Annotated in this window: 12 protein-coding genes and 1 tRNA gene; 10 read left to right on the top strand and 3 right to left on the bottom strand. The window is 33.7% G+C overall.

Annotation, left to right across the window (positions count from 1 at the left end; translation table 11 throughout):
* Nucleotide 1 precedes the first annotated feature (1 nt).
* Entirely contained in the window at nucleotides 2-364 is a 363-nt protein-coding gene (locus JM80_RS01430) for an MmcQ/YjbR family DNA-binding protein (RefSeq protein WP_013621385.1), read from the top strand.
* Nucleotides 365-410: 46 nt separating this feature from the next.
* Nucleotides 411-2,183: a hypothetical protein gene (locus tag JM80_RS01425; RefSeq protein WP_075695067.1), complete on the top strand. Its 1,773-nt coding sequence runs from the start codon at nucleotides 411-413 to the stop codon at nucleotides 2,181-2,183.
* Here JM80_RS01425 and JM80_RS01420 read toward each other — a convergent pair.
* Nucleotides 2,180-2,716 (bottom strand): hypothetical protein, encoded by a 537-nt coding sequence (locus JM80_RS01420; protein WP_013621387.1) that lies wholly within the window; start codon nucleotides 2,714-2,716, stop codon nucleotides 2,180-2,182. The genes JM80_RS01425 and JM80_RS01420 overlap by 4 nt on opposite strands.
* A 101-nt stretch (nucleotides 2,717-2,817) precedes the next feature.
* On the opposite strand from JM80_RS01420, the gene JM80_RS01415 reads away from it, so the two are divergent.
* Together JM80_RS01415 and odhB are read left to right on the top strand one after the other, a co-directional pair.
* A complete protein-coding gene (locus tag JM80_RS01415) occupies nucleotides 2,818-5,586 on the top strand; it encodes a 2-oxoglutarate dehydrogenase E1 component (RefSeq protein WP_144709018.1) in 2,769 nt (922 codons plus the stop codon).
* Between the two features lie 27 nt (nucleotides 5,587-5,613).
* The gene (gene odhB / locus JM80_RS01410) at nucleotides 5,614-6,834 is read left to right on the top strand and encodes a 2-oxoglutarate dehydrogenase complex dihydrolipoyllysine-residue succinyltransferase (protein WP_013621389.1); all 1,221 of its coding nucleotides are present in this window, start codon (nucleotides 5,614-5,616) and stop codon (nucleotides 6,832-6,834) included.
* A gap of 66 nt (nucleotides 6,835-6,900) precedes the next feature.
* Here odhB and JM80_RS01405 read toward each other — a convergent pair whose 3' ends face one another.
* Nucleotides 6,901-8,244 carry a cytochrome-c peroxidase gene (locus JM80_RS01405; RefSeq protein WP_144709017.1) on the bottom strand — a complete coding sequence of 448 codons (1,344 nt, stop codon included), beginning with the start codon at nucleotides 8,242-8,244 and terminating at the stop codon, nucleotides 6,901-6,903.
* Nucleotides 8,245-8,334: 90 nt separating this feature from the next.
* Nucleotides 8,335-8,775, bottom strand: a complete 441-nt coding sequence (locus JM80_RS01400) for a retropepsin-like aspartic protease (RefSeq protein WP_013621391.1) — start codon at nucleotides 8,773-8,775, stop codon at nucleotides 8,335-8,337.
* A gap of 108 nt (nucleotides 8,776-8,883) precedes the next feature.
* Here JM80_RS01400 and JM80_RS01395 point away from each other — a divergent pair, with 108 nt between their 5' ends.
* The 6 genes from JM80_RS01395 (at nucleotide 8,884) to JM80_RS01370 (ending at nucleotide 12,782) form a co-directional block, all read left to right on the top strand.
* Nucleotides 8,884-9,651: a TatD family hydrolase gene (locus JM80_RS01395; RefSeq protein WP_144709016.1), complete on the top strand. Its 768-nt coding sequence runs from the start codon at nucleotides 8,884-8,886 to the stop codon at nucleotides 9,649-9,651.
* 15 nt (nucleotides 9,652-9,666) lie between these two features.
* Complete coding sequence (locus tag JM80_RS01390; RefSeq protein ID WP_013621393.1) at nucleotides 9,667-10,695, top strand: asparaginase; 1,029 nt, start codon at nucleotides 9,667-9,669, stop codon at nucleotides 10,693-10,695.
* Between the two features lie 67 nt (nucleotides 10,696-10,762).
* A tRNA-Ser gene (locus JM80_RS01385) sits at nucleotides 10,763-10,850 on the top strand.
* A gap of 81 nt (nucleotides 10,851-10,931) precedes the next feature.
* A complete protein-coding gene (locus tag JM80_RS01380; RefSeq protein ID WP_013621394.1) occupies nucleotides 10,932-11,669 on the top strand; it encodes a MotA/TolQ/ExbB proton channel family protein in 738 nt (245 codons plus the stop codon).
* A 24-nt stretch (nucleotides 11,670-11,693) separates the two neighbouring features.
* Nucleotides 11,694-12,143 carry a membrane protein gene (locus JM80_RS01375; RefSeq protein WP_013621395.1) on the top strand — a complete coding sequence of 150 codons (450 nt, stop codon included), beginning with the start codon at nucleotides 11,694-11,696 and terminating at the stop codon, nucleotides 12,141-12,143.
* 12 nt (nucleotides 12,144-12,155) lie between these two features.
* The gene (locus JM80_RS01370) at nucleotides 12,156-12,782 is read left to right on the top strand and encodes a biopolymer transporter ExbD (RefSeq protein ID WP_013621396.1); all 627 of its coding nucleotides are present in this window, start codon (nucleotides 12,156-12,158) and stop codon (nucleotides 12,780-12,782) included.
* The last annotated feature ends 3 nt before the right edge of the window (nucleotides 12,783-12,785 follow it).

Raw genomic sequence — 12,785 nt, 5'->3', positions numbered from 1 at the left:
TATGAATGTAGAAGAGGTTAGGGCATATTGCATTTTAAAAAAAGGAATTACAGAAGAGTTTCCTTTTGATGAGCATACTTTGGTATTTAAGGTTTTGGGTAAAATGTTTGCCTTGTTACCGTTAGAGCGCTTGCCACCTCAAATTAATTTAAAGTGTAACCCAGAGTTGTCATTAAAACTTAGAGAAAAGTATGATGGTGATATTGCACCTGGTTTTCATATGAATAAAAAACACTGGAATACAATACTAATAGAACGTATTTCTCCTAGTTTACTAAAAGAATTAATAGATCATTCATACAATTTAGTAGTATCTAAACTTACCAAAAAACAACAAGCAGAGTTAGCTAAGCTAAAGGAATAATATTTTTTTAGTTGCATAATACATTACGCACCACTACATTATTTTTATGAAAGAACTTATTGCATTTTACAAACAAAATATTACTAACTATAAAGAAGAATCTGCTAAGGTTAAATCTAAATTACTGCTGTCTAGTTTGTTAAGGTTGGCGGTATTTTTATTAGCTGGTTTTGGTGTTTATTTTTTTATAGGAAACACCAAAGCAGTAATGGCGGTTATTTTATTGGCTATAGTGTTGTTTGTGTTTTTAGTGTCTAGACATTCAGATTTGCAATATGTGTATCATAAATTTATAGCACTTATAAAAATTAATGAAATTGAGATTGATGTTTTGCATCGTAAATTTCATAACCTTCCAGATGGAGAGGAATTTGCAGATCCACTTCATTTTTATAGTCAAGATGTAGATTTGTTTGGTAAAGGTTCTTTTTACCAATACAGTAATAGAACTGCTTTGGAACAAGGTAGTGAAGAGTTGGCTAATCAATTTACGGCAAATGATATAGATAATATAGCGCAAAAACAAAACGCTGTAAAGGAGTTAGCTTCTAAGCCTAAATGGAGGCAAGAATTTGCGGCTATTGCTACGCTTGTAAAAGCAGAAGTGTCATACAAAACAATTGTTTCTTGGATGCAGAAACACACAGCGTTTATTCCTTCTTTTATGAGGTTTGTGCCTACTGTGTTTACGGTAATTACGGTGTTGTTTTTTGTCTTATATTTTTTGGGTTTTATTTCTGGTTTTTTTGTAGCAGGTTGGTTTTTTATAGGTTTACTTGTTACAGGTACATATTTTAAAAAGGTAAGCAAACTGGCTGCAGATATGGGGAAAATACAAAGTACTTTTCAGCAATATCAAAAACTTATTGTGGCTATAGAAGATGTAGAGTTTACATCAGACTTATTAAAAGAAAAAAGAGCAGTTGTTGTTACAGATGGTAAAAAAACGTCTGCTGTTTTACATGAGTTTTCAAGAATTTTAGGAGCCTTAGATCAGCGTAATAATATGATTTTTGGTTTCTTAGGAAATGGTTTTTTGTTGTGGGATGTTCATCAATCTTATAAAATAGAGAACTGGATAAAGCTATACGGACATTTGGTGCAAGATTGGTTTAGTGTTATAGCTTTTTTTGATGCGTATAACAGCTTAGGTAATTTTGCGTTTAATAATCCAAGTTATGTGTACCCTACAATTGCTGCTAAAGGTAAAGTGCTACAGGTTAAAAATGCGGCACATCCATTATTAGATCCTGCAAAAAGTATAAAAAATGATATCACTATTAATAATGCGGAGTTTTTTATAGTAACAGGAGCAAATATGGCAGGTAAAAGTACTTTTTTGCGTACTGTGTCATTGCAAATTGTTATGGCAAATATGGGCTTACCAGTTTGTGGTACTTCGGCAGAATATTCGCCAATAAAATTAATAACAAGTATGCGTACAACAGACTCACTTACAGATGATGAGTCCTATTTTTTTTCTGAGTTAAAACGATTAAAGTTTATTGTTGATGAAATACAAAACGATCGTTATTTTATAGTTTTGGATGAAATTTTAAAAGGAACAAATAGTACAGATAAAGCTATTGGTTCTCGTAAATTTGTAGAGAAATTAGTGGCGTCTCAATCTACCGGAATTATTGCTACACACGATTTAAGTTTGTGTAAAGCGGCAGATGAGTTGCCAGGTGTAAAAAATCATTATTTTGATGCGGAAATTATAAATAATGAACTACATTTTGACTATAAGTTTAAAGATGGTATTTGTAAAAATATGAATGCATCATTCCTACTTAAAAAAATGCAAATAGTAGATTAAAAGTAAACCCTAACAAAAGGCATTAATGCATCTGCGTAAATGCTTTTTTCGTCATCATACAAAACATCATAACGTATGCCAAAAGTTACATTTTGGTTACTGTATCCTATACCTAAAAATAAGGCAGAATTCCAGTAATTATCTTCTATAGTACTGCCATTTATGCCAAAATCACGGTTTATTCGCATTTGTTCAAACTCCGCAGATAGTTGTATAGCAGGTACAATATTAAATAACGTTAATGCGCTAGCGCCATACGCGGTAAGTTTATGGTCTCCAAATTTAGAGTAATTAAAATTTAAGCCTGTACCAACAGCAAACATTGGGTTAACCTGGTAAATAGCACTAGGGGAAACACTAGCGTTAAAGCTGTCGTTTCCAAATCCAATGCCTAAACCACCTCCAAATTGTACTTTTTCCCAAAAGTTACTATAGCTTGCGCTAACCTGTGCAATTGTGGTATTAGAGGCAAAAGCTGTTATCAAGATACTTATAATCAATAATTTTGAAAGGAAATGCTTGTTTTTTCTCATTCTTGTTATTTTTTTACATTATTACGCACTAAGATATGCTTATAAAAGCTAAAAGTTGTATTTTTGAATAAATTTTGTTCACAAGACAGAGAAGAATTTCAATGGATAAATATTCGTTTTTAAACGCAGCGCATACATCATTTTTTGCGACTTTATATGATAAATACTTAATTAGCCCTGACAGTGTAGAGCCTAGCTGGCGTGCCTTTTTTCAAGGTTTTGACTTTGGTCAAGAAACAGCACAAGAAGAGTTTTCTGAAAACGGACCGGCAATAGAAGCTGCAATGCCACAGTCTTTACAGAAAGAATTTAAAGTAATTAAGTTAATTGATGGGTACAGAAGCAGAGGACACTTGTTCACTAAAACAAACCCAGTTCGCGAAAGAAGAAAATACTCACCAACTTTAGAGTTAGACAATTTTGGGTTGTCTAGTGAAGATTTAAACACCATTTTTACTGCAGGAGAAATCCTAGGTATTGGAGCTGTTTCTTTACAGGAAATTATAAAACATCTTAAAAGCATATATTGTGACGCTATTGGCGTTGAGTATATGTACATACGTAAGCCAGAAAGAGTAGAGTGGATTCAAAATTGGTTAAACGTAAATGACAATCACCCTAAGTTTAACGCAGATAGAAAAAAGCATATTCTTAAAAAACTTAATCAGGCAGTTTCTTTTGAGAGTTTTTTACATACAAAATATGTTGGTCAAAAACGTTTTTCTATAGAGGGTAATGAGTCTTTAATTCCTGCTTTAGATGCTGTTGTAGAGCGTGCAGCAGAAATGGGAGTAGAGCAGTTTGTAATGGGTATGGCTCACCGTGGTAGACTAAACGTGCTTACCAATATTTTTGGTAAAGCAGCTAAGGATATTTTTAGTGAGTTTGATGGTAAAGATTACGAGCAAGAAATTTTTGATGGCGATGTTAAGTATCACTTAGGATGGACATCTGAGCGTAAAGCTAGTAACGGAAATAAAATAAAAATGAATATTGCACCAAATCCATCTCACTTAGAGACTGTTGGTGCGGTAGTAGAAGGTATTGCTAGAGCTAAACAAGATGCTCACTTCCCTGAAGATTTTTCAAAAGTATTACCAATTGTTGTGCACGGAGATGCTGCTATTGCAGGTCAAGGTTTAGTGTATGAGGTTGTACAAATGGCAAACTTAGATGGGTATAAAACAAATGGTACTATACATATTGTTGTAAACAACCAAATTGGTTTTACAACAAACTATTTAGATGCTAGGTCATCTACCTATTGTACAGATGTTGCTAAAGTAACTTTAAGTCCGGTATTACACGTAAATGCAGATGATGCAGAAGCTGTAGTACACGCTTCTTTATTTGCATTGGAGTACAGAATGCGTTTTAATAGAGATGTATTTATAGATTTATTAGGTTATAGAAAATATGGGCACAATGAAGGTGATGAGCCTCGTTTTACACAGCCTAAACTATATAAAGCAATATCTAAACACAATAACTCAAGAGATATTTATGCAGAGCGTTTACTTGCAGAAGGAGTTATAGAAAAAGGATTTGTAAAAGAATTAGAAAATGAATACAAAGCTTCTTTAGAAGAAGAGTTAGAAGATTCTAGAAAAGAAGATAAAACAGTTATTACGCCTTTTATGGCAGATGAGTGGAGTGGTTTTGCATCTGTTAGAGAATGGGAGATGATGGAGGCTGTAGATACTACTTATGATAAAGACAAATTAACAGAAATTGCTAAGGTGATAACAGAATTACCTAGCGATAAAAAGTTTTTACGTAAGGTTGAAAAGTTAGTTAAGGATCGTAAAAAAATGTTCTTTGAAACTAACAAATTAGACTGGGCAATGGGTGAACTTTTAGCTTACGGTACGTTGTTACAAGAGGGCTTTGGTGTTCGTATGTCTGGGCAAGATGTAGAAAGAGGAACTTTTTCTCACCGTCATGCAGTTATGAAGGTTGAAGAAAGTGAAGAAGAAATAATATTATTAAACCACTTGTCTGAGGAACAAGCCAGATTTCAAATTTACAATTCATTATTGTCAGAATATGGTGTTGTTGGTTTTGATTATGGTTACGCTATGGCTAGCCCAAAAACACTTACTATTTGGGAAGCTCAATTTGGAGACTTTAGTAATGGAGCTCAAATTATGTTAGATCAGTACATTTCTGCTGCCGAAGATAAATGGAAGCTTCAAAACGGATTGGTGATGTTGTTACCACACGGTTATGAAGGTCAGGGTGCAGAACATTCTTCTGCACGTATGGAAAGGTACTTGCAATTGTGTGCAAGAGATAATATGTACATTGCAGATGTGTCTACACCTGCACAAATGTTTCATATTCTGCGTAGACAAATGAAAGTTAATTTTAGAAAACCTTTAGTAATATTTACTCCTAAAAGTTTATTAAGACATCCAAAGGCGGTATCTACAATTGATGAGCTTGCTAACGGAACTTTTCAGGAGGTTTTAGATGATACTACAGCAGATGTTAGTAAAGTTAAATCTCTAGTATTCTGTACTGGTAAGTTTTACTATGACTTGCTTGCCGAAAAAGAGGAGCAAAACAGAGAAGATGTTGCTTTGGTAAGAGTAGAACAATTATTTCCGTTGCCAACAGAAAAAATAACAGAAATTATTGGTAGGTATACTAATGCAGTTGATATTGTATGGGCACAAGAAGAACCAAGAAATATGGGAGCTTGGAGTCATATCATGATGCATTATAAAGATGCCAATAAATTAAGAGTAGCGTCTAGACGTTTTTATGCCTCACCAGCAGCTGGTAGTGCAGTACGTTCTAAGCGCAGACACCAACAAGTAATAGATTATGTCTTTGATAAAACCAAAGACAATATGACAAAAAGATAAACACAATAACACATCAAATAAAGTAGGATGATTTTAGAAATGAAAGTCCCTTCACCGGGAGAATCGATAACCGAAGTAGAAATAGCGGAATGGCTAGTGCAAGACGGAGATTATGTAGAGAAAGATCAAGCTATTGCAGAGGTAGATTCAGATAAAGCTACCTTAGAACTTCCAGCAGAAGTAAGCGGAGTAATTACATTAAAAGCAGAAGAAGGTGATGCAGTAGCAGTAGGTGCTGTTGTTTGTTTAATAGATACATCTGCAGCAAAACCAGAAGGTGCTGATGATGCGCCTGCTAAAGAAGAGAAAAAAGAAGAAACTGCACCAAAAGCAGAGGCTCCAAAGCCTGCAGAAACTGCAAAAACATATGCAACAGGGACAGCGTCTCCTGCAGCTAAAAAAATATTAAGTGAAAAAGGAATTGAGGCATCTGCTGTAAAAGGTACAGGTAAGGATGGTAGAGTAACTAAAGATGATGCTGTAAAAGCTGTGCCATCTATGGGGACACCAACTACTGGAGGTAACCGAGGAGAAACTCGTTCTAAATTATCAATGTTGCGTCGTAAAGTGGCAGAGCGTTTGGTTTCAGCTAAAAATGAAACGGCTATGCTTACTACTTTTAACGAGGTAGATATGTCTCCTATTTTTGCATTGCGTAGCCAGTACAAAGATGACTTTAGAGCTAAACACGGTGTTGGTTTAGGTTTTATGTCTTTCTTTACTAAGGCGGTTGTACGTGCATTAGAGATGTACCCATCTGTAAATGCAATGATAGATGGTAAGGAAATGATTTCTTATGATTTTGCAGATATTAGTATTGCTGTATCTGGACCAAAAGGTTTAATGGTTCCTGTAATTAGAAATGCAGAAAACTTAACTTTTAGAGGTGTAGAAGCAGAGGTGAAACGTTTGGCTATTAGAGCTCGTGAAGGAGAAATTACAGTTGATGAAATGACAGGAGGAACATTTACCATTACTAATGGTGGTGTTTTTGGTTCTATGTTATCTACACCAATTATTAATCCTCCGCAAAGTGCTATTTTAGGAATGCACAATATAGTAGAGCGTCCTATAGCTAAAAATGGTGAGGTTGTTATTGCTCCTATTATGTATGTGGCTTTATCTTATGATCATAGAATTATAGATGGTAAAGAATCTGTTGGTTTCTTAGTTGCAGTTAAAGAAGCATTAGAAAATCCAGAAGAATTATTAATGAATAATGATGTTAAGAAGGCGTTAGAAATGTAGTCTTGAATCTAGAGATAAAAAAAGGGCTGAAGTTTAACTTCAGCCCTTTTCTTGTTTAGGAGTGTTTTAGTTGCAACCCATATCAGATTTGGATTTGCTATCTGCGTTAGGAAAACAGTTGCCTGATGGTAAGCTCTCCGGAGTGTACCTTTTTAGGTTATTGTCATACAATCCGTTTTCTATAAAAGCAGTTAAATCATCAATTTCTTCTGTTGTTAAATTTAGCGGAATAAAATCTGATGCTAATTGATTTTTAGGAACATTATTGTTTTCAGGTATGGCGTTGTTTTTGTATTCTATAACTTCTTTTATAGAAGTAAAGCTTCCTCCATGACCAAAATGAGATACATCTTTTAAGTTATATAAAGATGGTATTTTAAACTTGTAATTATCTTCTTCTTTTCCTGTAAAACCGCCTCTACCTTTTTTTGTGGCTTCATCAATATTAATGTGTGAACTGTTTGGGTCCAAGTCGTTCATTCCTAAAGCGTAAAACCCTGTTTTGTTTAAGCCTGGTCCGGTGTGGCATTTATAGCATTCTGCTTTACCAAAAAATAAGTTAGCGCCACTTATTTCTTTAGGGGATAAAGCAGCTTCATTTCCTTTTAAAAACTCTTGAAAAGGAGCTTGGTTTGCAAGCACTGTTCGTTCATAAGCAGCAATTGCTAAACCAGCTGTTATGGTTGTGTATCTATTTTCTTCTGGGGTGTTAGGAAAAGCAGCGTCAAACATACTTTTGTATCCGTTGTTGTTTAGGAAGTTGGTGTCTATTAAAAGCCTGTGAACACCTAGGCCAGCTATGGCTTGTATTTCTACGCCTTCAAAACCTAAGTTATTGTGTTCTTTGGGAGTGCCAACTGTCCAGCTACTTTCGGTTCCTGTATTTTCTGAGGTTCCTCCAAATTGTCCGTTCCATAACATTACTTTTTGGTATGCAGTGTTTAGTATGCTTGGAGATTTTATGGGTTGTACATCTAAGTCTTCTTCTAAATAATCTATAGACATGTGTCTAGATTCTCCTTTTGCACCATAGCCAAAACCACCTTCGCCAATACCTTGTATGTTGCCGCTTTGGAAACCTGCCGCTGCGTGGTGGCAACTTGCACATGAGTAGGTGTTGGCTCCTATTTCTTTTGTTGGGTTTAAGGCTAAGCCTGTTTCGTGAAAAAGTAATTTTCCTAAGACAACTTTTTCTGGTGTAAGCGGGTTTTTAGGGTCACTAGGAATGTTGTTTAAATTTATTTCTTCTGGTAGTTGCAGCGTTTCTAGTGAGCCATAAAGAGTTGTAATTTTCTCTTCTAAAATACTTGTTTCTGCTTTTTGGTAGTTGTTGTCGTCATTAGAACAACTGGTTGTAAATAAAATGCCAATTGCTAGTATGCAATATAGATTTATTTTTGATGTAGACATGGTTAGAATGTTTTGCAAACAAAAGTGTGTTTTTGCTAAAACATGACATTAAAAAATCGGTACAATACTAATAAATAAGATATCTGTTATTTACAGCTTAAAATAAACACATTTTTTGTTGTAGTCTATAATGGCTTTTGTCTTTTTTAATATGTCTGCGCCAATAATACCATCTACTGGTAATGCATTATGGTTAATAAGAGCCTGGTTAACGTGTACAAGATCAAACAAAACAATTTTTAATTTTTTGTATTTCCAATCTCCAATTTTTATGGTGTTGTTAGAAGAAATTAATGTTTCCATTTCTGTAGCGCCAGCACCAGCAGCTTTTATTTCTGAATCTTCAGAGGTAAGCTTAAAGTTTTCAATTTTATCTATACCTATACAGGTGTTAGAGGCTCCTGTGTCTAAAATAAATTTTCCGGCTACATTGTTAATCTTAGCTTTAATTTCAAAATGATTAGTAGGAGTTAATGTAAGTTTAATTTTGGTGTAATCTTTTTGAAGTAAGAATTTTTTTAAGCTAGACATGTATTCAATTTTAGTGCAAATATATATCAATCTTTATCAGAAAAGATAAAATCAAACTATATCAATTTAAAAACATCAAAATATATAAGATAATTCTATTTTTGCGGTATGATATTTACAGATACACATACACATTTATATAGTGAGGCTTTTGATGAAGACAGGGCTGTTGCAATACAAAATGCAATTGATAAAGGGGTAGAACGATTTTTTATTCCTGCTATAGACTCAACTTACACAAGTTCTATGTTGAGTTTAGAGGAGGCTTACCCAGATAATGTTTTTTTGATGATGGGTTTACATCCAACACATGTAAAAGATAATTATCATGTAGAGTTGGTGCATATTGAAGAAATGCTAGAGCAGCGTAAATTTTATGCTTTGGGAGAGATAGGAATAGATTTATTTTGGGATAAAACCTTTTTAAAAGAACAACAGCAAGCTTTTAAGCATCAAATACAATTGGCAAAAAAATACAAATTACCAATAGTTATACATTGCAGAGATGCTTTTGATGAAGTTTTTGAAATTTTAGAAGAAGAAAAAGGTGATGATTTAAGAGGGATTTTTCATTGCTTTACAGGTACTTTGGAGCAGGCAAAACTTGCAATATCATATAATATGAAATTAGGTATTGGAGGGGTAGTTACTTTTAAGAATGGAAAAATAGATAAGTTTTTAAATGAAATTGATCTTAAACATATTGTTTTAGAAACAGATGCTCCTTATTTGGCGCCAACACCTTTTAGAGGTAAAAGAAATGAAAGTGCATACCTTATTAACGTAGCTGAAAAATTAGCAGACATATATAATAAGGATATAAAAGAAATAGCAGGCATAACTACTAAAAACTCTTTAGATGTTTTTGGTGTTTAAAAATAAGTAAGTGATATGGCAAATGCTACAAAAATATTATTGGTGTATACTGGTGGTACAATTGGTATGGTTAAGGATTATAAAACAGGAGCTTTAAAAGCTTTTAATTTTAATAATTTAATGAAAAGTATACCAGAACTAAAGCAGTTGGATTGTTCTGTGGATAGCGTTTCTTTTGATGAGCCAATAGATTCCTCTAATATGAACCCTACACATTGGGTTAAAATTGCTACTATTATTGAAGACAATTATGCAGATTTTGATGGTTTTGTGGTTTTGCACGGTAGTGATACAATGAGTTATACGGCATCTGCTTTAAGTTATATGTTAGAGCATTTAAGTAAGCCTGTAATTTTAACTGGTTCTCAATTGCCAATTGGAGATTTGCGTACAGACGCAAAAGAGAATTTAATTACATCTATACAAGTAGCTGCATTAAGGGAGAATGATAAAGCAATAATACAAGAGGTATGTTTGTATTTTGAATACAAATTGTATAGAGGTAATAGAACAACAAAAATTAATGCAGAACATTTTGAGGCTTTTGCATCATTAAATTATCCAGAATTAGCGGAATCTGGTGTGCATTTAAAAGTAAATAAGGAATATTTAAGAAAAAAGAAGCATACAAAAGCATTAAAGGTGCATAAAAACCTAGATGATAATGTTGCTGTTTTAAAATTATTTCCTGGTTTAAATAAAAATGTACTAAAAAGTGTGTTAAATATTCCAGATTTAAAGGGGTTGGTTTTGGAGACTTATGGTGCAGGTAATGCTCCAACAGAGAAATGGTTGCTAAACGAAATAAAAAAAGCAATAAAAAACGGATTGTACATTGTTAATGTTACGCAGTGCTCTGGAGGTAGTGTTTTACTTGGTCAGTATGAAACCAGTGAGGAATTACAAAGCTTGCAAATAATTAATGGTAAGGATATTACAACAGAGGCGGCTGTAACTAAGTTAATGTATTTGTTAGGAACAGGAGTGTCTCCAAAGCTATTTAAAACACTTTTTGAAACTCCGTTGCGAGGAGAATTGCAATAAAAATAACATATTATATTTCTTTAACTAATATTTTTTTTGTTATTTGGACGCCGTTAAACTTATGAAGAGAGAGGTGGCCGAGTGGTCGAAGGCGCACGCCTGGAAAGTGTGTATACATCACAAGTGTATCGAGGGTTCGAATCCCTTCCTCTCTGCAGATAAGTTTGCGTTTAATTTTATTATAACATTTTTTTTTTATCTTTAACCCTATTAACTAACTAAATTAAGTTTCGAAAATGAAAAGATTATCATCTATCCTAGCTGTAGCTGGGTTGTTTGTTTTTAGTACAAATACAGTAAATGCAGCTACATTATTACAAGATGCAGCGGAGAAAGAAGCGCCAAAAGGTTTTGTTCAAGTATTAAAAGAACAATTTATTACTGGTGGACCTGCTTTTATGGGTATTGTACTTTTATGTTTAATTCTTGGTCTTGCAGTGGCAATTGAAAGAATTATTTATTTAAACATGGCAAGCACAAACACTACTAAACTAAAACAAAGAGTTGAAGACGCATTAGCATCTGGTGGTGTAGAAGCAGCTAAAGAAGTATGTAGAAATACAAAAGGACCTGTAGCGTCTATTTTCTACCAAGGATTAGATAGAGCTGGTGAGAGTATTGAATCTGCTGAAAAAGCGGTTGTTGCCTACGGAGGTGTACAAATGGGTCAGTTAGAGAAAAACGTTTCTTGGTTGTCTTTATTTATCGCTATTGCTCCTATGCTTGGTTTCATGGGTACAGTAATTGGTATGATTCAGGCCTTCCAAAAGATTGCAGCAGTTGGTAACTTAAGTGCATCTTTAATTGCAGGTGATATTCAGGTTGCATTATTAACAACTGTATTTGGTCTTGTTACTGCCATTATTCTTCAAATTTTTTACAACTACATCATTGCTAAAATTGATAGTATTGTAAATGATATGGAAGATTCGTCAATCTCATTGATTGATATGTTGGTAGATCACAAAAAATAAGTCGGACCTTAATACAAAAGCATTATGCAAAAAATAATAAAAATAGCCTTAATTGTAATAGGCGTTATATCGGCTGTGCTATGGTATTTTTTACCATCAGGGGATTTTACAATTCCTGAGGTAGCAGCAGAGGCAGCAAACAGTAGTGCAATGAACGTAATGTTTATGATTACTTACCTTTTATTAGGTGTAGCAGTTGTAGTAGCATTGGTTTATACACTAAAAAACTTGTTTTCTACACCAGAAAACCTTAAAAAAGCTTTATTTGCTTTAGGTGGATTTGCACTTGTAGTAATTATTTCTTACTTTTTATCTAACGGAGAAGATTTAGATCCTCAGTTTTTAACGGATAATGATACTACAACTAGTACAGTAAAGAACATAGGAACAGGTATTTATACCTTCTTAATTTTAGTAGCAGTAGCTGTTGTTCTTATGGTTGTACCAAGTGTAAAAAAACTAATTGGTAAATAAAAAATAATAATTATGGCAAGAAGAGGTGGAGCACCAGAAGTAAATGCCGGTTCTATGGCAGACATTGCTTTCTTACTCCTTATCTTTTTCTTAGTAACTACTACTATAGAAACGGATGCAGGTTTAGATCGTATGTTGCCTCCTAAAGAGCCGCCTACTGATGAGCAAGTTATACTTAAGCAAAAAAATATTTTTACTGTACAAATAGGTAAAGATGGTCAATTGCTAGTAGAAGAAGATCTAATGGATCTTAAAGATTTAAAAGAGGCTGCAATTGCATTTTTAGATAATGGTGGAGCAGTAAAAGGAGATCCTGAGTACTGTAGCTATTGTGAAGGTGCAAGAAGTCCTGAGTCTTCTGATAACCCAATAAAAGCGGTTATATCTTTAAAAAATGATCGTGAAACTAAGTATTCTGTTTATATAACAGTACAGAATGAGTTAGTGGCAGCATATAATTTTTTACGTAATAGAGCAGCTAAAAAGTTAGGTTATAATATGTCTTTTACAGAAATGGAAGCGGCATACTCTAACCAAGAAACTCCAGATGATGTTAAGGAGCAATTAAAGGTTAAGATTAAGAAAATTCAAGATCTTTATCCTCAAAAATTATCTGAAGCTGAAACTACAACAAACTAATAA

The organism is Cellulophaga sp. RHA_52 (genome assembly GCF_007827205.1).
In the GTDB taxonomy this organism is placed as follows: domain Bacteria; phylum Bacteroidota; class Bacteroidia; order Flavobacteriales; family Flavobacteriaceae; genus Cellulophaga; species Cellulophaga lytica.
This window is presented reverse-complemented; position numbering and strand designations above follow the sequence as displayed.

What these genes read in the sequence shown, in the direction of transcription:
- JM80_RS01430 (WP_013621385.1), top strand. Translation starts at nt 2, where the DNA reads ATGAATGTAGAAGAGGTTAGGGCATATTGCATTTTAAAAAAAGGAATT.
- JM80_RS01425 (WP_075695067.1), top strand. Translation starts at nt 411, where the DNA reads ATGAAAGAACTTATTGCATTTTACAAACAAAATATTACTAACTATAAA.
- JM80_RS01420 (WP_013621387.1), bottom strand. Translation starts at nt 2,716, where the DNA reads ATGAGAAAAAACAAGCATTTCCTTTCAAAATTATTGATTATAAGTATC.
- JM80_RS01415 (WP_144709018.1), top strand. Translation starts at nt 2,818, where the DNA reads ATGGATAAATATTCGTTTTTAAACGCAGCGCATACATCATTTTTTGCG.
- odhB (WP_013621389.1), top strand. Translation starts at nt 5,614, where the DNA reads ATGATTTTAGAAATGAAAGTCCCTTCACCGGGAGAATCGATAACCGAA.
- JM80_RS01405 (WP_144709017.1), bottom strand. Translation starts at nt 8,244, where the DNA reads ATGTCTACATCAAAAATAAATCTATATTGCATACTAGCAATTGGCATT.
- JM80_RS01400 (WP_013621391.1), bottom strand. Translation starts at nt 8,775, where the DNA reads ATGTCTAGCTTAAAAAAATTCTTACTTCAAAAAGATTACACCAAAATT.
- JM80_RS01395 (WP_144709016.1), top strand. Translation starts at nt 8,884, where the DNA reads ATGATATTTACAGATACACATACACATTTATATAGTGAGGCTTTTGAT.
- JM80_RS01390 (WP_013621393.1), top strand. Translation starts at nt 9,667, where the DNA reads ATGGCAAATGCTACAAAAATATTATTGGTGTATACTGGTGGTACAATT.
- JM80_RS01380 (WP_013621394.1), top strand. Translation starts at nt 10,932, where the DNA reads ATGAAAAGATTATCATCTATCCTAGCTGTAGCTGGGTTGTTTGTTTTT.
- JM80_RS01375 (WP_013621395.1), top strand. Translation starts at nt 11,694, where the DNA reads ATGCAAAAAATAATAAAAATAGCCTTAATTGTAATAGGCGTTATATCG.
- JM80_RS01370 (WP_013621396.1), top strand. Translation starts at nt 12,156, where the DNA reads ATGGCAAGAAGAGGTGGAGCACCAGAAGTAAATGCCGGTTCTATGGCA.